Annotated in this window: 5 protein-coding genes; all 5 read left to right on the top strand. The window is 39.2% G+C overall.

Annotated features, from left to right (window positions below):
• The first annotated feature begins 105 nt into the window (after positions 1-105).
• The 5 genes from ES765_RS06625 to folB all read left to right on the top strand — a co-directional run bounded on the left by ES765_RS06625 (position 106) and on the right by folB (position 21985).
• Complete coding sequence (locus ES765_RS06625; RefSeq protein ID WP_138112490.1) at positions 106-2352, top strand: gliding motility-associated C-terminal domain-containing protein; 2247 nt, start codon at positions 106-108, stop codon at positions 2350-2352.
• Between the two features lie 7 nt (positions 2353-2359).
• Positions 2360-4510, top strand: coding sequence for a type IX secretion system membrane protein PorP/SprF (locus ES765_RS06630; protein ID WP_138112492.1), 2151 nt, complete (start codon positions 2360-2362; stop codon positions 4508-4510).
• 1445 nt (positions 4511-5955) lie between these two features.
• A complete protein-coding gene (locus ES765_RS06635) occupies positions 5956-20613 on the top strand; it encodes a T9SS type B sorting domain-containing protein (RefSeq protein WP_171017247.1) in 14658 nt (4885 codons plus the stop codon).
• A 20-nt stretch (positions 20614-20633) separates the two neighbouring features.
• The gene (locus tag ES765_RS06640) at positions 20634-21578 is read left to right on the top strand and encodes a type IX secretion system membrane protein PorP/SprF (protein WP_138112496.1); all 945 of its coding nucleotides are present in this window, start codon (positions 20634-20636) and stop codon (positions 21576-21578) included.
• Positions 21579-21622: 44 nt separating this feature from the next.
• A complete protein-coding gene (gene folB, locus ES765_RS06645; RefSeq protein ID WP_138112498.1) occupies positions 21623-21985 on the top strand; it encodes a dihydroneopterin aldolase in 363 nt (120 codons plus the stop codon).
• The last annotated feature ends 25 nt before the right edge of the window (positions 21986-22010 follow it).

Raw genomic sequence — 22010 nt, forward strand, 5'->3', positions numbered from 1 at the left:
CCATTTCACCGTTATAAATAACATATTTGACTATGAATTGACGGCGAAACAAAAATGTTATTAACCGACTTTTCAACCGTAGTGGCCCCATAACTACAAATACTTATGAAAACTTTTACCAAAAATTTCGTTTTTAGCGTAATATGTATGCTTTTTAGTGTCACACAGTTAATGTCACAGGCAATAGTAATAAACGCACCAGAACCAGCAGATAACCCCAATTTAGCAGGTAATTCGCCTTGGACAGCAGTTTGTGCTGGAAATGGCGGGTTCAATGAATATTATGTCAACATTACCTGGGCAGGAACCGTGAATACGGGAAACGATTTTGTTTTAGAACTGTCGGATGCCAATGGTAGCTTTACAAGTACTGAAACTTTGCTGACAATAACGGATCAAAATTCTGTTAATAATTTTGATGTTAGTTTTTCAATTCCAACCACTACAAGAGGTCAGGGGTATAAGATGCGAGTACGTAGTACCGACCCTGTAAAGGTGGGTACGGCTTCTCCAACTTTTAACATGTACTACATGGATGTCACCAGTAGTCTTAACATTAGCGAAACAGGTGACGGGGTTCCTCCTGGCAGTGTGTGTAGTACAGGACCAATTTCATTACAGGTAGATAATATTAGTAATCCTGAAACCTATCAGTATATTTGGTATCGTAGTGGTACTGAAATTGTCGGAGAAAAAGGACATACACTTTCTGTTACTCAAACAGGTATGTATAATGCCTATGTCGATTACGGTCCTATTTGTACGGGATCAGGAAATACAGATTCTAATATTGTTGATGTAAACATAGGTGCATCAGGAAACGGAATTGCAATTACCAACCCAACTAATACATCTCTTTGTAGTACAGATGCCGAAACATTAAGTATTAATAAAACGGAAACTGATTGGAATTACCAATGGTATAAAGATGGTGCGGCTATTTTAGGCGCTATGGGAACTTCGTATACTGTTAACGCATCCACTACTGGGTTTGAAGGAGATTATGTTGTTGAGATTGCCGGGACAGGAATATGTAATGAACAATCAGCAGTAGTAACGATAACGAATGCAGAGGCCTATACGGTAACTGTTGATAATGATATCAATTTAATTTTATTACCATCGCAAACACAAAGTTTATCGATTACTACAACTGCAAATACACCAAGCTTTAAATGGTTCAAAGACGATGTAGAGATAGCGAGTGAAACAAATAGTACGCTAAGCGCTACAGAAGCAGGACAGTATTATGCAGAAGTTTCACAAACAGGAGGCTCTTGCGCAATCACTTCAAAAAAATCAGAAACCACAACCCTTGTTTTACCAACTTCTTTTGAGATGACTATTGATTATACCGATGCGTATGCTGTATGTGAATCGACTAATACGACACTTAGTGTACAAACGATAGGTGCCGTAGCGTCCGATGGCACTGTTACAGATGTTACTAGTGCATTGATTAATGTTTTTTCCTATCAATGGAAAAAAGACGGTGTAAATATAGGTGGTGCCAATAGCAAGAATATTAGCCTGGCTTCAAATGCTGAAAACGGAAGCTATCTTTTGACCGCAACAATTGAAACGTTCAATGAAAGTTCTAATACATTGTCGATAAAACTTCTAACTAATGAAATAGTTGCTATCACTAGTTCTGGGACAGTATATTGTTCTTTAGGTGAAACGATTACATTAACGACAGCTACAGATTTAAGCGCAACTAGCTTTGAATGGCAACTAGATGGTTCTTCGATTAATACAACAGACCTATCTTTTAATGTATCCACCCCAGGAACATATCGATTAGTTTTGGACAGAGATGGTTGTTCTTTACGTTCAAATGAAATTATTATTTCTCCCTTAGATGAAAATCTAATTACGCTTGATCCAGGCACAGAAATCGTTATAACAGGAGGCACTACCAAAACGGTAACTGCTAGCGGAGGTTCAGCCTTCAGATGGTTGGATTCCAATTCTATAGAACTTAGCAATTCTGATAGTGTTACTTTTTCTGAGGCAGGTAGTTATACGCTAATTGCTTCGATAGATAATTGTGAAATAATAAGACAATTGGAAGTAACGTTATTAGACACATTCAGGGTTCCTAATGTAATTACAGTCAATGGAGATGGTATTAATGATCAATGGGTAATCCCGAATTCATATTCTAATAAAGAAGATGTAAATGTGATTATTTATAACGAACAGGGTCAAGAAATTATTAATGAATTTGGTTATAAAAATAATTGGCCGCAGTCAGCAACTGCGTTCACGAAACAAAATATGGTGTTCTATTACAAGATAAGGAACGCTAGTGAAGTACTCAAACAGGGTACTATCACAGTAATACGTTAAGCTCGTCATGCTAAAAAAAAGTGTTTTATATCTATTGTTATTAGTGCTTGCTACTGTAAAGGTTAGCGGGCAAGAGGAAAACCCATTTGTATCTTATGATGTTCCTGCACAGAACCTATTAAAGTATAACAGGTTTTTAATCAACCCAACCTTTTCAACCGTAAGGGAAGATAAGTCCTATATCAATTTGCTACACCGAAACCAATCGGTACAATTTGATGATAACAATCAAAACTATTTTTTAAGCTATAGTGGTCGTATTAGCGATAAAACTGGTTTAGGCCTTAGTCTGTACTCCCAACGTTTGGGTACGCTTAGTAATTTTGGAGTCTTGGCCAACTACGCTTACGGAATAAAGCTAAATGATAAAAGCAACTTTACCTTTGGTGCAAATGTATCTTACTACCAAAGTGGCTTTGATCAAAGTAGAGCTTCAACAGTTGAAGAAGATCCTTTTTTAGCTGGTTTGCAAGATCAAAACCTAATTTCATTTCAACCTGGTTTCAACCTTTCTTATGGCAAGTTTGACATAGGGGTGTTCGCAGAAAATTTATTCGATTATAATATTAAAACAAGTGAGTCTCTAACTGAATTTAAGGATAAAACCTTTTCTGGCCACTTACAATATACCCATCAGTTTGAAAATCAAACAGGAATTTTTGAAGAAGGTCGACTAATGCCATTGACAAGAGTTAGAAAAGTGGGTGAAGAAGATGTTACGTTGGGTGGAAGTTTAATTTTAGACCTTCCTAAATTAGGATGGATTCAAGCTGGGTACGATAGTTTTTATGGTGCAGCCGCTGGTGTTGGTTTTAACCTTAACCGTAGAATTTCATTAGGGTATACTATGGAAAAAGGATTGTCTAACAATTTTGACAATTTTGGACTAACCCATGAAATCTCTTTTGCATATTCTTTCTCTCCAAACCTTACAGAAGACCGGGTAATGCTGGAGGATGATTATGAAGATGATTTAGTTATGAATGACATAGTGCCTGAAAATATTACAACGAACGAGGAAATAGAAGAATTGAAGCAAAAATTAGCTGAAAATGATGCAATAATAGAGGAGTTAATGTTTCGTCAAGACTCATTAGAAACAACTCGACAAGGTGATTTGGAACGCCGTTTTGAAATGGTGATGCGTATGGTACGGAATGAAACAAATGGTGATAGACCAGATTTGGAAAAAAGGGCCAAGAAGCTTTTTATGTTTGACGATAACATGACGGAAATCACATCAACTCAAAATTCAAGTAATAGTGGAAGGGATTTAAATTCTGATAATTCACAAAATGAATACAAACGAAATACGGTAGCAGTTGCAAATACAATCAATAGAACGAATACTGCCATTGAAAAGCAAGAGATAGCTGAATCTAATACCAATCGTCGCAATGGTCAATCCAAAAGAAAGAAAGAACAAATACAACCAAAAGAGGCCATTGCAGTCAACAGACCTAAACTACAAAACGTACAGGATAAAGTGAAAAGTAAAAGGTTTAAAGATTTACCGAATGTAACCGACGGGTATTATGTTGTAGCCAATGTATATAAAGGAGGAAAGTATATGGATAGATTCTTGAGCACCTTAACTAGTAAAGGTATCAATGCAGATTTTATTGATAATCCCAATAACGGACTGAAATATGTTTACTTGCAACGATATGAAACATTTGAGGAAGCTTTGGTCGCACATGATTCTAATCTAAACGGAATGTATGAAGGTGCTACTTGGATCATGAACGTTGCTAACAAGTATACAAACAAAGCCTATGCCAACAACGTAAATAAAATTAAGGAGAAGTCCTCTAAATATGAGACGAATATGCTTAGCAAAAATGTTGTTGTTAAGGATAATGTAGCATCTAACGACACAGATCCAAAATCGTATCTTATAGATGGTGTAGGGTCTGATTATTATCTTATTGCAAACGTCTTTGCAAATCCTAACAATGCGAAGCGATTTGTGAAATTATTGAATTCTTTCGGGTTGAGTGCGAGCTATTTTATTAACCCTAAGAATAATTATAGGTACGTTTATCTTAAAAAACATGATTCTTGGACCAATGCTCTTATATCGTACTATTCTAAACTTAACGACGCATATAACGACAAGATGTGGATAATGCGTGTGAATCATGAGCAGCTGGTATAGAAGGGCTTAAAGGCCACCTGACTGTGTGCTTTCTAGGTTTATTTTAATGTTGATATTCTTTTCATTTAGTAATCTTTAGGTTTATTGACTCAATTACTGCTATTTTTAGTAGGACAGGTTCTACTCTGACCATCCGAACCAGTAGGTTTACTCTACCAGCCCCCTTCTTTCAAATAGCTCCGGTTGAGCACATAACAGTATTCATTTAAGTAACCTTGTAAATCAGTAACATGGTGATGGAATCTCCTTAGTTATCCTTACAGGTTCATTATAACCCTATAGAGATCTGAAAAGTGTCTTCCTTTCCCCTGAAAATATTTATTTCAGGTTTTCAATTTTTTTTTAAAGGCTTATACCCTGGCCATTTATCAGGGGTAACCCTAGCACTTGACTTTACGTAAGACTTCATAAAATCTCCCGGGCTATTTCTTTCCATCCGCTTTTTCTATGATCCTGAAATATGAACGGCTTACCCCTTTTTTCTATTTCTCTAGCGCAATTAAAACAAGTTTCTTGGTTTTGTTCTGACGCCGCTTCATCCATATTTCCTGACCCCAAATGACAGTTTCATTTACCACTGCTTGCTCTTCTATAAGGTAGTCATGTGAACTTTTCAGCGCTTTTGTGACTTTACGCTTAAAGGCCTAACTGGTTTTCTAGGATAGGTATAGTTTACCGCTAAGTTGAGTAATGGTAATTCCTTTTTTGTTCGTACTGACAAATTATAGAATGTAAAATGCTATGAACAGATTAAACTTGACCTAATGGAAGACAGTATTTTGCAGTAGCTGATTCCACAGAGTTAAAACAGGTACAATAACGGGAATAAGTATGTAGGATGCCTTAGCAATATCGGTCGTGCCCACATTTGTGGCAAGAATAGCCTTCCTGTCATTTCATTTTAGCCTAATAGCGGGGTAATTAATCCTGCTTAGGAAATTGCTCCTGAAATTCGAATAATGATAGGCTTTTGAATAGTTGCTTCATAAAACATATATTATTATAGCCTAAATCGCTAAGCTTTTGACTACTTGTAAAGTGCCTAAATCAATGGCTTTAATAAAAGACAAGTACTAGTTATCAATGCCGTTTTGAGAAATAGCCACCAGCTTTTTATTTTACCTATTTATAAAGGTTTTAATCAGTAATTTCAAATTGAAAATTAAATTCACTTCCTACTCTCCAATTATTATTTGTCCGCAAAAGTATACGTATTTACCTCATAAGAGGAAATACAAATACCATTGAATTACTGTTAAAGATACTAAGCAACAGGCTTTTCAATGAAATCAAACCCATTCTAATGGCTGTTTCACAACAGAAATGGATCATATAACAACAATAAATTTCTTACTTAATTACTATAGTGAATATTTGTTATTGGGAAATTCGAATTTGTCACAATTTTACAATGACTAATTGCAATGTCCAAACAAATGACCAAGATGTTCATATTATTTGATACTATTAAATCTGCTAAATTTATGAAACCGACTATTGTAAAACTTGTATTTTTGGTAGGCATTATTTGTTTCTTCGGAATCTCTCAAAGTAATGCTCAAGAATATGTTCCATTTACGCCGAGATTAACCGGAGGTAACATGGAGGTTAGAGGCGATATTATTTTTGTTGGGAATAATATTTTAAATAGAGCATCTGAATCCAACCCATCACAGGCGAATGATCCTTATAATGGTACGCAGAATAACAATTCTTTGTGGATGGAGTATATCGATATCGATACTGACCCCACAACATTTAGCTCAAGTAGTGCAGAACTTAACGTAGCTGACCCTGACTGTTCTCTGGTAAGATATGCAGGACTATATTGGGCAGGAACCTATCCGAATGAGCGCAGTACGGACGGTGGCGCACAGTTTAACGGGACACCAAGAATAGAGGAGTGGAACGAGATAAAGTTTAGGGTTCCAGGAGGAACTTATGTAGATTTAATAGCAGACAACAACCCCGACCCTGCTGGGCAAGAAGATGATATCATCATGAATGGATACCAGCCCTTGAACCCTACTGTTTTTGCAAAGGATGGCCCAGTTATATGTTATAAAAACATTACGGATTTAGTACGTTCTAACCCTAATCCATATGGAGAGTATACAGCGGCGAACGTTAGGGCAACAAGAGGCAGGAGAAATGGTTCAAGTTCTGCGGGTTGGGTGATGGTTATTATTTATGAGAATCCAAATGAATCAGGAAAATTTATATCAACCTTCGACGGTTACGCAGGTCTTTCTGGAGCAGTGGGCAATGTAGACGTGGATATAGATGGATTTAGAACACTTCCAGCGCCTTTTCCAGTTAGAGCAAGAGTTGGTGTGGGTGCTTTGGAAGGTGATAGAGGTATACGAAACGACCGCTTTTTCATACGGGCAGACCTTAATTCTGGCTCTACTTTTACGAATCTTACAACGGGACTAAATCCGGCCAATAATTTTTTCAATTCTACTATAACCTTGAACGGGGCTGAGGTTTCTACGCGTACCCCTTTTGGCACAAATACGTTAGGTACAGATTTGGACCTTTTTAACTTGAACAATCCAAGTGAAACCGTACTGCCCAATGATGAATCCGGGGCAACTTTGCGTTTTACCTCCAACGGAGATGGGTACGGCCCATTTTTGGCCACATTTTCGGTAGAAATTATTGAGCCAAATATTGTTCTTGAAAAAAGAGTAGAGGATATCGCTGGTAATGATATTACTGGTGCTGGTGTAAATTTAGGGCAGACCCTTGACTATGTGCTTTCTTTTAGAAACTTGGGCAACGATAACGCAGCAGGATATACTATAAGGGACGTATTACCTGTCAATACAGCGTTTACAAGCGTAGACATTAGTAGTGCGCCAGGCGTTACCCATACTGTAAATGCCGCCACAAATGAAATTACATTTAACATACCCGATGACTTGGTAATTATGGGAAGGCCAACCTATACTATACGTATGAGGGTAAGGGTAGCCGAAAACTGTTTTGATTTTGTAGACGCCTGTACAGACGTAGTCCAAAATTTAGCCTATTCTACTTATCAAGGAGAAATCAATAGTGCTGTAATTACAGATGACCCTAGTGTTTCCGATTTTGACAATTGTGGGTTTGTAACTCCCGGAGCAACTAATTTTTTGTTGGATGACCTTTCTTCTTGTAACTTTTCAAGGACGACACAACTCTGTGGTGATAATGTTATTTTAGATTCGGGTGATGGATTTGATAATTATGTCTGGTATTTGGATGTAAATGAAGACGGACTTATAGATTCGGGAGATGTAAATATCACAGGGCAAGATGGAAATCCGGATAATGACCCAAGCACTATTGTAGTAACCGAAGCTGGGGTCTATATCGTAGATAAACAAATTGCTGACCCATGTAAAGGGTTTATGGAAATAATTACGGTTGAACGTTTTGGTACAACACAAACAAACCCGATAATTGACTTTTTTAACGATAGTAACTCAGATGCTAATAGCACCAACGATATTCAAGGTGAAATTGTTGTCGACTGTAATGATGGAACTACGCAGTTCCCAAAAATCGCATTATGCGGCATAAACGATTCTCAATTATTGCAGGTAAATATTTTCGACGCACAGAGTCTTACTTGGGAAATATTAGATGAAGCTAGTTGCACTGCTCAACCAGAAAATTGTTTAAATAGAAATTTAACATGTACATGGAATCAAGTAGGTACGGGAAGTGATTTTATGGCAGACACCGCTGGTAAATATCGCTTGTCCATTAGATACCAAAACGGATGTATCAGTCGTTTCTATTTCGATGTATTCCAGAATAATCTAGACATACAGTATACTTCACGAAACGTAGTTTGTGAAACGGAGGGTAACATCACCATCACCAATTTAGGTAGTAACTATGGTTACCAGTTGGTAAACGCTGCCAACAATACGATTGTGGTGCCTTTTAGCGCAACTAACGGGCCAAGCTTTGATTTCAGCACCAATGGTGCCTACAGAGTAGAAGTAGTCCAATTAAATCCGTCTACAGGAAATCCTATACCAGGGGCATGTACATTCACTACTCCGGATATTGGAATTCTAAACAGGGCCCTACAGGTAGACGTAATTACCACCGATGCCAATTGCAATTCCCTTGGTTCAGTACAAATAAACGCAAACAATGTCTTTCCTAATTATAGTTATGAACTAAGGTTGAATGATGGAACTGCAGCTCCATCATCTCCTGCATATATTGGTCATCCAGGGGGTACTTTGGTGGACAGTGAAACTGCTCAGCCAAATAACACCCATACGTTTAACAATGTAAATCCGGATGACTATTTTATAGTAACCAGAACAGATGATGGTTGTGTAGATGTTCAATCTATAACGATTAACCGTATCCCGGACCCTGTTCTTTCAGCAATAACTTTAGCTGATATAGGTTGTTCGGCCGGAAGTATTGAATTGACGAGAACCGGTGGTCAAGGAAATCCAGATTTTCTATTTGCTATATGGAGTAAAGATGGAACACTGATTCACAGTCCTGGTGGAACTCCTACAGAACAGCAAATCATCGATAATATAGACCCCAATGATTTCCAAGTTGAGACTACATTTACATTTGGATGGAGAGATACGGATGATGATGGAAATGATGAATATTTTCCGAACGAAAATGGCGTATATCAGTTTATTGTCTTAGATGCGAACAACTGTTATGGCATTTCCAGTCCAGTAACCATAAACGATAATGGGGTTTTAGTAATCGATTCTGTAGATGAGGTAGAGCCTTCTTGTAGTGGAGATTCAGACGGGGAGCTGACAATTAATATTTCTAACGGGGTAGGACCTTATCAATATAGTATCGATAATGGTACTACGTATCAACCTACGTCTAACTTTGTAGGCCTTTCTGCCGGTGCTTACGAAATAAGGGTTCTTGATAGCTCAGGATGTGACATTACGTTGCCATATAGTTTAAGCGAACCCTTTCCATTGAGTGCTTCGGCAGGAGTTTCTAGAGACGCTACTTGTAACCCAATGGGAGGCGAAGTAAGAATAACCAATGTTGTTGGTGGTTCTGGCACCTACGAATACAGTTTTGATGGCGGCAGCACTTGGGTTACTACTCCTAGCTCATTATTACCTCCAGGCGATTATACCGTACTGGTTCGGGACGATTCATGTTCATTTCCTATGAATGTTTCGGTGGAAGATTTGCCCGAGCCACCTAATGTTTCGCTAACACCTGAGGTCGGTTATAATTGTGATGGTTCAGGAACGATAACTGCCTCTCCTAGTATCACGGGATATGATTATAGATATGAGTTGGACGGGGTTCCAAATACTCCAGACCCTACGAGCAATGTGTTCAACGATGTTTCTCCTGGCACATATACGGTAACTACGTATTATACTTCACAAACACCTCCGACACCAAGCCTTCTACTATCAGAAGATTTTGGCGTAGGAAACGGAACTATTCCAAGTCCGGACACTATTGGCTATGCTTATGAAGACCAAACTACTAGCACCGCAGGAGGGGGAGATACAAACCGAAACATCAATGATTTTCAATATAGCGTAACCAACAGGATTGTTGCTCCTTTTGGAGCATGGGTAAATCCTAATAATCACACGAACCCTGCTGATCCTAATGGCCGTTTTTTGGTCATTAATGTAGGAACTCCTAGTCCTGGTCAAATCATTTACACAAAACCTATTAATGATGTAATACCGAATAGACCATTAACAATTAATCTGTACATATTTAATTTACTTAACGGATTAATAGGAAACACTCAGTTAAACCCCGATTTGACCATTGAAATAAGAACCATGGGCGGAGTTGTAATCCAATCCATTAGAACAGGACAGATACCAAAAAATACAGGACCAGATGATTGGGAATTGTTTACCACTGATTTTGATCCGGGAGCCAACACCAATCTAGAGTTTGTAATTCGTTCGGAGATTTCTGGAAATAGCGGTAATGATTTAGCGTTGGATGATATTGAAATATTTCAGGTTCCTGAGGTATGCGAACTCTTTGTAGAAACTCCTGTTACTGTAGAAGCGGGTAGAGTTTTCTCAAGCTCGTTTCAAAGCGCAACAAATGTTTCTTGCAACGGCCTTTCTGATGGTACCATAACCTTTTCAATTGAGAATTTTGATGCTACCGCAGGGTTTGAATATTCTGAAGACAACCAGTCAACATGGATTCCATCAACAAGTTCCTCGGTAACAACCAATCCAGTTTTTGGTGCGGGTAGCCAAACGGTATTTATAAGAAAAGCAGATGAAATTACCTGTACAACGTCGGTAACCCGAACGATTACTGAACCTAGTGCAGTTGTTGTAACTTCAAGTATCACAACAGCTTTGACGTGTAATAATGATGCCAGTATTACAGCCAACGCTTCAGGTGGAACACCAACCTTTGTGTATCAATTAGAAGATAATAGTGGTGTTATTATTGGGCTTTTCGACTTTACAACTAATGGAAATAATCGAGTTTTCTCAGGTCTTTCTGACGGAACTTATGTGGTTAGAGCAAGAGATTCAAATACTTGTGAAGAAGCTGCTACACCATTAACTATTGCGCCCTTAGATCCAGTTGCTTTCAACATTACCGAAACCTTATGTTATACTGGGGGTAATAGCGCCAGTATTCAAGTTGACGTTACCGATGGTAATGGAGGATATCAATTTAGAGTTAATGCAGGGCCATGGTTAACACCAACACCTTCATCAGCAACCACATATACATTTAACGGACTTTCAAGCGGTATTTATGATATTGATGTTAGAGATCAATCTGGTTGCCCGGTCACCTTGGCAACGCAAACAGTAACTATAGAAGCGCAGCTGACGGTTTCTGCAACAGTACCTAATATTTCTGCTTGTGATACAGATGCCCCAATAACGATTACGGCTAACGGTGGAGATGGGAATTATGTATATTCGATAGTTTCAAGCGGTAATACACCTACCGATGCAAGTTTTAACACGACCAATCCAATAACTGGTTTTACTGCTGGCAACTATGATGTTTATGTAAGGGACGATAACGGAGATACAGTTTCAGGTTTTTGTGAAGCTTCTTTTGCAATTACGGTAACTCAAGACCCACCTTTAAACTTCACCCCAACACCAACAGATGTTCGTTGCTTTGGTGGTTCTGATGGAGCTATAACAATAGTGGTAAATTCTGGCGGACAAGCACCGTTTAGCTATAGTATTGATGGTGGTACAACGTATCTGACCGGAACTAATTTTCTTAACCTTAGTGCGGCAACATACGCAGTACGAGTACGGGATGCTAATCTGTGTGAATCCACAATACAAAATATAGATGTGGACGAACCTATTGAATTGGTAGCGGAGGCTGTCCAAACTCTGGAGTATACCTGTGCGCAACTAGGGCAAATTTCTGTGGGTAGCGTAACCGCTACAACCGGAGGTTCTGGAGATTATCAATATAGCATCAATGGAAGTACTTGGACGACTAGTACGACGGGAGGACACCTATTTACGAATTTGGACGACGGCAGCTATTCCATAAGAGTTCGAGACGCTAATGCAACAGGTTGTTTCATTACCATAGGGGATGTCACCATAGACCCATTGCCTATGGCTCCTACGGTAGACTACATAGTTGATTATAATTGTGATGGAACAGGAAATGTAACTATAATGCCGAACGACAGCTCCTACATTTACATTTTGGATGGTATTTCGCAAGGCCCGGGAGTAGGAGCTGCTTCATTCAATACTATTGCGGTGGGCTCATATACACTTAGAGTCACATACAGTACAGATTGTCATGTAGATACTACAGTAATTGTTTCGGATGGTAATGCTTTTGAAGCAAGTGTAGCCACATTTGAGAATTTAGATTGTAACGCAGATGCTTCCGGTAGTATCACAATTGACGCATCAAATTATGGCGCGGGTGGTTTTGAATACAGTGTAAATGGCGGCACCTTTCAAGGTCCGTTTACCACACCTCAACAGATTACAGGTTTAAACGCCCAAACCCATAACATCGTAGTTAGGGATGTAAACAGCCCAACCGTTTGTACAGTTCCTTTAAACCAAATACTTACAGAACCAGCGGCACTAAATGCTTCTGGTAACGTCACAACAGAAATTACATGCAACTCTGGCGCAACAATTACAGCTAGCGCTACTGGTGGAACCCCTACGTATGAGTATCAGTTAGAAGATGATTTAGGAAATGTGATTGCAGGTTACGATTTTATTACCAATGGTAACAATACGATATTTAGCAATATTACGGTTGCTGGAGATTATATTATACGAGCACAGGACAGTAATAATTGTTCTGATTTTAGTTCAGCGGTTACGGTAGTTGACCCTAATACGATTGTATTTGATGTTACTCCTGCAACGTGCTACACTGGCAATAACGATGGAACAATTGTAGTTAATGTGACTGATGGTAATGGCGGCTATCAATTTAGAATTAACGCTGGCCCTTGGAGAACACCGACTCCAGCTACGGCAATTACATACACCTTCCAAAATTTAGCGAATGGAATCTATGATATTGAGGTTAGAGACCAGTTTGGATGCCCCGTTGCATCAAACACCCAAACCGTTACTTTAAACCCAAACCTTTCCGCATCCATTGATGTTGTAGATATTAGTTCTTGTGCGGATGGAAGCGTTACTGTTAATGCCATAGGAGGAGATGGCGATTATTCTTTTGCCTTTATGCCAACAGGTTTTATTCCCGGTTTTGCGGACTTTGGCGCCTCTAATACCTTTACTGTTACCACTGGAAATGATGGGGATTACGATGTTTATGTAAGGGATAATTTTGCGGTAGCACCAGACGCTTGTAATTATATGGAAACCGTAACGGTAGACCCTGCCGTGACTTTAGCGTATACCGCAACTCCAACAGATCCAGAATGTTATGATGGCACAGGGTCTATTGCGGTAAATATTACTTCTGGGGATAGCCCGTATACAATTCAAATTATTGATTTAGATAATGCAGGAGCTTCAGACCAAACCAACACAAATGTAGTCAGCACAATACAAAGTTATTTTAACCTTGCAGCTGGGGATTACACAATTATAGTTACAGATGCAAATGGATGTGATATTACGGAAACACCGGTAACCATAACCAATCCGGATGAGCTTACCGCCGATATTGACCCTATTTTACCTCCTGGATGTGACCCAGACCCGAATTTATATGGATTTGAATTTGATAATTATCCACTAACATTAGGAGCCTTGGAATTTAGTTCTAATGGTGGTTCAACATGGCAGGCTGGTGATACTTTTGTTGGTGTGACATATGCTTCTGGCACAGAAGTAGAACCGTCTATTAGAGTGGTGGGTACTAATTGTCAAACAGACCTTCCTAGATATACGATTCCATATCCTTTGGACGATTTGGATATTACCATTGCAGCAATTATTATAGATTGTAATGATTTACAGGTAACCGTGCAAGGAACAGCGGGAGTTTCACCCTATGAATATACGTATTCTGAGGACCCAGTTAACTTTACTCCTGGAAGCGCTACATGGACCGCAGCAACTCCGGGAAGTCATGTGTTTACTGGCCTTATTCCTGGCAGGACTTATGTTTTCTATGTTCGAGATTCATCAGGTCCTCCAGGGTGCGTACGTCAAAGTAGTGTCAATGTAAACGATGTGGCACCACCGCCAATACAAATAGACGGAGTAGTCACACCAACCTGTGATGGTCTTACAAATGGTCAAATCACCTATACGGTTACAGAAAATACACCAGGAGAATTAGGAGGAACCTTTGATTGGGAATTATTTAGAGTAGGAAGTCCTGCGCATACCTCAGTTACCACAGGTACTATAGCTGCTTTTACTTCGGGAGATTCTTTTGTGGCACCTACTCCAGCGAGTTTAGGGGCAGGAGACTATTTTGTAGAAATTAGAGGAGCGGCACCCAATAATTGTGTAATTGGAAGTGAGAACATAGAAGTTGAAGCGTTAGACCCAATAACATTTACACCAAATGTATTGACTCACATAACGTGTGCTAATCCGGGACTAATTGAAATCCAGAATCCGCAAGGAGGAGGAGGAATATATACGTATACCTTAAGCAGTAGTAATTTTGTTTCTGATATCGTTTCAACGAATAACCCTATAGCCGTTCCGATTTCTAATTTAGTTGATTTAACCGCAACACCTTTTAATGTACTTGTAGAGATAGCTGACCAATATAATTGTCCAGTGGCCACTTTGCCGTCGCATACGGTTTCCATGGATATTTCTCAAAGGCCTACTATTGATAGTGTAATAACCTCAAATTGTACAACACCATTCGGAATTACGATAAATACGAGTGGTGGCACTTCGCCTTACCTATATTCTATTGATGGCGGAACAAGCTACCTGAATAATGCAGGTATATTCAGCAATGTAGCTGTAGGAACTTATGCAATTTCCATAATAGACGCTAATGGCTGTACCGCTGTCGATACGGCGGAAATTTATCCAACATTACAGGCAAGTGCTGTCCAAACAAAGTTATTGGACTGTACAGCATCACCAAATGCTGAAATTACGATTTCGGCAAGTGATGGTTCGGGCTCATACGATTATCAAATTACAGGACCTGTAAATCAGCCAAGAACAGCATTGCCTTCACCCGCAAATTCAACAGTTTGGAATTTAGCAACAACAGCAGGCAGCTATTTAGTTCAGGTTTATGATAATAACAGACCGTCTTGTCCTGCAAGAAGCTTTACAATTGAGGTTCCAGCCGCTATAGTGCCGCTTGTTGATATGTTTAGCACTACCCCTATTACCTGTGTAGGTGATGATGATGGTACAATCACCATTTCTGCAATAGACAATGCTACAGGACCGTATATTTTTGAAATTACGTCATTAGACGGTACGCCGCAAAACATCAGTCCTACAAGCAGTGCCAATACTACGGCTACGTTTACAGGCTTAGCACCTACAACAACAGCTGCAGGCTATATTGTTACTATTACTGGTGACTCCTCAACCAATAATTGCAGTACCAATAGCACATCGATTACTATTGCAGAGCCTTTGATAATCTCTGTTGTCATGGATCCAACGGTTGAATTTGCGTGTGCCGTGGGTAACAATGATAACAACGCCAGTATTTCGGTTCAGAGTGTATCAGGTGGTTCAAACACTTTTATTCGCTATCAATTTATAAATGATTTGAACCCTGGAACACCTGTTCAAGATGGCTCTAATGACACCTATGTCGAAACCGATAGGACCGGTGGTAATTACACCATCAATGTATACGATGATAACGGTTGTATAGGAACCACAACAGCTAGTATTGCTCCGTTTGATGAACTTCAGCCAGCTACAATAACAGTTGACCAGGCTATCTCATGTACAAATGGCGGTGAGGATATTACAATAAACGCATTTGGTTCTATAACGGACTCTGGCACGCCTGCCGGTCTTACAAATTATGAATTTAGGGAATTGCCTTCTGGCACTTTCAATCCCTCCAATCAATTTACCAACCTTATATCGGGCACACATACGTTTGAAGTAAGAAATGTAAACACCAATTGTGTGGTGATGGTTCAACATACAGTAGGAGAACCAAATAATTTTGAAATAACTTCAACAGTAGTGGATGTGATTTGTGATGGAACAGATGGTTCGGTAAGCTTTACCATAAATGACCCTATTACGCCATACGCTGGGGGTTTTGATTATCAAGTTTTTGAACAAATAACCAATACGTCACAAACAGCGGTTTTAAATCATCCAAATCCTGGGCCTACAGCGTTAGTCAACCTAACTTCAGGTGATTACTATGTCATTATCACTCAAAATGGAAACCCGCTTTGTAGTAATCCTGAGAGTTTTAGTATCGCTGGTCCAAACGGACCAATTACAGTAAACACACAAGTATCACCTGTTACTTGTGTTACGGATCCGACCTTTAATGATGGTGTTATTGAAATTATTGATACTCAAGGTGGTTGGGGAGGCTATGAATATTTTGTAGCACCAGCCTCTGACCCGGCACCTATAAACAGCACTCCTTTCTCAACTAATCCAAGATTTACAGGACTTTTTGGAGCACCTATGCCTACAGGAACGGATTATCAAGTTTGGGTACGGGATAGTAGCGGTTGTATGCAGAGAATGACTGATGTAAACTTGGCACAACCAGACCCAATTACAGCAGACCTTCAAATCAATCAGCCAAACTGTACAGATTTTTCAGGCGAGATACAATTGACCAACGTTCTTGGTGGGCAACAAAGTAACTATACCTATCAACTGCAAAGAAATGGAAGTCCGTTTGGGCCAGCACAAACAACCTCTATTTTTAGTGGATTGGGCGCAGGTTTATATACCGTAGAGATCTCTGATCAGTTTAGTTGTATAGGAATAAGTTCAGCAGTAACACTTTATGACGTTATCGCTCCAAGAGCGGATATAGTAAAAACAATAGACTGTAATTCAGGAGGAGAGATTACCATTACACAAACCGGCGGATCGGGAGCTTTTGATTATGAAGTTAGATATCCAGGTACCGTAGCATCCAATCCTGCCGATGACACAAATAATACTGGTATTTTTACGGGCCTTACTACTATTGGGGATTATATATTTATCGTGACCGATACTGCAACAGGCCATGTGTGTAGCACAACCGTTTCTCAAAGATTGGAGGACAGGGTATTGCCAAATATAAGTATAGATGACTTTAGTAATGTAACCTGTAATGGCACCGATGATGGCACCATTACCGTAAACGCCAATCCAGACAATGGCATTGGACCTTATACGTTTACTATTATTTCTGGTGCGGCTAGCTCAATAGCATCTCCTATACTTCCAATTAGTAATACAGATGCCACGGCGGTATTTACAGGTTTGGAAGGAAGCACTGCAGGTATAACCTATACGGTTAGGGTAACATCTCCAAATGGATGTATAAGAGACGTTACACAAACGATTACAGAACCTAATGTAATTTCTAATTTTACGGTTATACCGGTACAATTTGGTTGTGCTGTTGGCAATGATTCCAATACGGCTAGTTTATCTGCAGGTTTATCTACCCTATCTGGCGGTTCCAACAACTTTGTCAGATTTAGGTTTGTAAATATGACTACTGCCACCACGGTTCAAGATGGGCCAAATCCGGTATATGTAGAAACAAACTATGCGGGTGGAACATATGAAATAACAGTATTTGATGAAAATGGATGTGAAAGTCCAGTAGAAACGGAAATTATAAATCCTTTTGTACAAATCAGCGATCCGCTAATATCCGATTTGGTTGGTGTTACCTGCAACCCGGGTGATGATGCCCAAATCCAAGTCGGCGTTACATTGAATCCGATAACAGCTACGCCTAATTTGGAATATGTTGTAACGGGAATCAATGTGGTATATACCCAAACAGTTACCTCAACGAACAATACTGAGGCCTTTTCAGGACTTGCTGCAGGAAATTATAGTGTAGCAATTACTAATTTGGAGACGGGTTGTGTACTGCAAACGGTACATACGGTTGAAGAGCCCATTGAAATGGATGTTCTAGCTACAAAACTAACCGATGAGGAATGTCTGAATAATGGCGTGGATGATGGTAGTTTTGGAATTACTATTTCAGATTATGTAGGAACGTTTGCGTATCAAGTTTTTGATGCTGGAAATAATCTAATTGCCGGTCAAGCAGGAACTGGAAACACCACAACCATAGTACCTCCTATCACAAATTTACCTGGTGGATCGTATTACGTAAGAATTACACAAACCGAAGCTCCATTCTGTGTTGAAAACTCGAATGTAATTACGGTGATAGCTCCACAATCTCCTATAACTTCGGTGATAACAGAACAATTAAGTGTGAGCTGCTCCAATGATCAAGGAAGATTATTGGTAAACCCAGATGGTGGACAAGGGCCCTATACGATTGTTTTGGATAATACCATAACTGGTCAGGTGTACACACAAAATAATGTGGCGGCCTTTATTTTCAGCAACCTATCGGCAGGTGTATTTGATATTATAATTACGGATGCTTTGGGCTGTGCTTTTACTGACACAATTACATTAATTAGACCAGATAACATCGTGGCTACTTTAGCCGCCAGTACGCTGGTGTGCTATGGTGATAATGACGCTTCGATAACCGCTTTCGTCGGAGGAAGAAATGTATCACCGATTTATCAGTATCAATTAAATGTATACAGCGATATGATAGGGGTTACGCCATTGCAAACATCTGTAAAACAGGCATTGGTCAATTTTGATGGTCTAGGAGTTGGAATTTACAGCATAACAGTTACGGATGATATTGGATGTTCAAGTGAAACCAATAGAATTTCAATAGTTGATCCAACACAGGTGAACGCTCAATTGGTTACCTCCAATCCATTAAGTTGTGCTACAGGTGCAGAATTGGAGTTAAGGGCAAATGGGGGAACAGGACCTTATCGTTATAGTGAGGACGGTATTAATTACTTGCCAATGAATGAAATTAACGGGCCAAACACCCATGAATTCACAGGGCTTAGCGCAGGCACCTATCGTTATTACGTTCAGGATTCCTTTAATTGTACATCCGTTCTTTCTAATGAGATTATAGAAGACCCTATTTCACCTTTAATGCTTGAAGTGGACAGCTCAGCAGCATTTATCAATTGTACCGGGGAAAGTACGGGAATTGTTTTTGCAGACGCCGATGGTGGGTTGGGCAATTATCGATTTGCACTTTATACAGATGTCTCTTTAAGCGTGTCATCTAGAATCGATGGCCCAAAAGCTTTGGGAGAGTTCAGGGGGTTAGCTGCTGGAATATATTTTGTAGAGGTTATAAGTGATGACTGTATTACCGCTCCAGAGCGGGTTGAAATAATAGAGCCTACACCTTTATCTTATACCGAGAGTATAATTGATGTAACCTGTGCAGGAGAGAATAATGGTGAGATTACTGTAACCTTGTCTGGTGGAGCAGGAGGATATCAATATGCAATTTCACCTAATTTGAACCAATTTTTTAATAATAATACATTTGCTGACCTTACACCTGGGGAGTATACCATAATAGCACAAGACCAGAATGGATGTTTCGAGTATTTGACGTATACGGTTACAGAACCGGCAATGTTAGACGTAAGTGTTACAACAACGCCAGAGATTTGTGTGGACAGTCAAGATGGTACGATTACCCTAGAAATTACAGGAGGAACCGCACCTTACAGTACTGCTTTGAATGCTAACGAAGATGTAGATTTTGTACAGAACAGAACGGACTTCTTTGATATGGCTTCTGGCAACTATTTGATATTTGTTAGAGATGCGAATGGTTGCGACACTAATGTAGTAGTTGATATTGACAGAGGCGTGAATCTTAACGCAACAATAGAAACAATCTATGAATGTTCGGGTGCCTCTCCAAGTAATTATGTAAATATAACACTGGAGGACGATAGTGTAATCGGCGATGTATTGTACGCGTTAGATTCTGTTGATTCAGCCAATTTCCAACTGAATCCAGATTTCAGGAACTCAACGCCAGGCAATCACTCTATTACCATAGCACATGCCAATGGTTGTATGCAAACAATAGACTTTGTCATTGAAGCCTTCGATCCGCTGCTACTTTCTTTGGAACAACGTAATTTGAATGAAATTACCGCAATTGCAGAAGGAGGAAGGGAAGAGTATACCTATTACTTTGACGGAATTGATAATGGCAACAGTAGTACATTCTATATCAATAGAACGGACACCTATGAAGTTCGTGTTGTAGATCAGAATGGTTGTGAAGTCATAGCGAATATTTTCATGGAATTCATTGATATTGAATTGCCTAATTTCTTTACTCCGGATGGGGATGGCATGAACGATTTATGGATTCCGAGAAACATGGAACAATTCCCAGAAATACTAATTAAAATATTTGATCGTTATGGTAGGGTAGTTTCCAATCAATCTGCAGATTCTGATGGTTGGGACGGTCTATATTCCGGAAAAGATTTACCAACGGGAGACTACTGGTATGTTATAAAACTGAACGGAGAAAGAGATGAAAGAGAATTTGTAGGACATTTTACCCTATATCGATAAACCTTATAACCTAAATGACAATGCGAAACAGTGTATTGACCTTGGTCTTTTTTATAAGCGCCTTTGCCCTAAGAGGTCAGGAGCTAACCATACCCCAATTATCGCAATACCTTGCAGACAATCCCTTTGTGATGTCACCGACATACGCTGGTATTGGGGATCATGTGAAAATACGGCTCAATGGTCTTACACAATGGGTCGGTATTAAAGACGCCCCAGATACCCAGTCGTTGGCTGCAGATATGCGAATCGGCGAAAAATCTGGAATAGGTACTTTACTGTATAACGACAGTAATGGAGAAACAAAACAGCGTGGTGCACGACTTTCTTTTGCGCATCACCTAACGTTAGATCGATACGATGATGAGTTTTTATCCTTTGGTCTTTCCTACAATTTCAACCAATTTAGAATAGATATCCAAAACTTTGACGCTTTGGATCCTTCAGTAACAGATGATAGGGCAACCACAAATCACAATTTTGATGTGGGTTTATTGTATCGGTATGATAAGTTTTATTTTAGTGCAAACGCATCTAACATACTAGATAAAGATTTAAGCAACTTCAACCCTGTTTTTGAACCGAATAGACTAAGAAACTATTATGTGTATACCGGTTATAGGTATATGAAGAAAAGAACGAGCAAAGTGGAGGTAGAGCCTTCTATTCTCTTCCAGTTGTTTGAAAGTGATGGCCGTTCAGTAACCGATTTGAATCTAAAATTCAGGTTTTATGATTTCGAGGATTATTACTATGCAGGTATTAATTATCGATTTTTGAATGATCAAATTGGAAATCCACTTTACATTGCGCCTATAGCAGGTATAAAGAAGGATAATTTTTACTTTGGATATTCGTATCAAGTTATTCTTAATGAGCTTCTTGGCTATAGTTCAGGAACTCATGTGGTAACCTTAGGCGTAGATCTTTTCCAAGGAATCAGTAATTGTAGATGTACCTATTAAACCTTTCGGTAGATTGATTAAGTTTGTACTCCAGAAAATAACTAATGGGTAAGGTACTACTAGAAAATATAAAGGCATACGCACATCATGGTTGTTTGCCTCAAGAAACCAATATTGGGAGTGATTATTTAGTTAATGTTTCCGTTAAAACGAACTTATCAAAAGCGTCAACATCAGATCAATTAAAGGATACGGTCGATTACGTTCATATTAATAAAATCGTTAAGCAAGAAATGGCCATACCATCTAAATTACTGGAACACGTTGCTAAAAGAATTATAGATAGAATATTTATAGAACTTCCATCCGTGGAAAAATCAAAGGTTTCTGTTTCAAAAATTAATCCACCTATAAATGGAGATGTTGAAAAGGTAACGGTGACCTTAGAACTAAATAAAATGAAGTGATTTTTGTTTAACAGTATTACTGGTG

The organism is Maribacter sp. ACAM166 (genome assembly GCF_005771495.1).
Taxonomy (GTDB): domain Bacteria; phylum Bacteroidota; class Bacteroidia; order Flavobacteriales; family Flavobacteriaceae; genus Maribacter.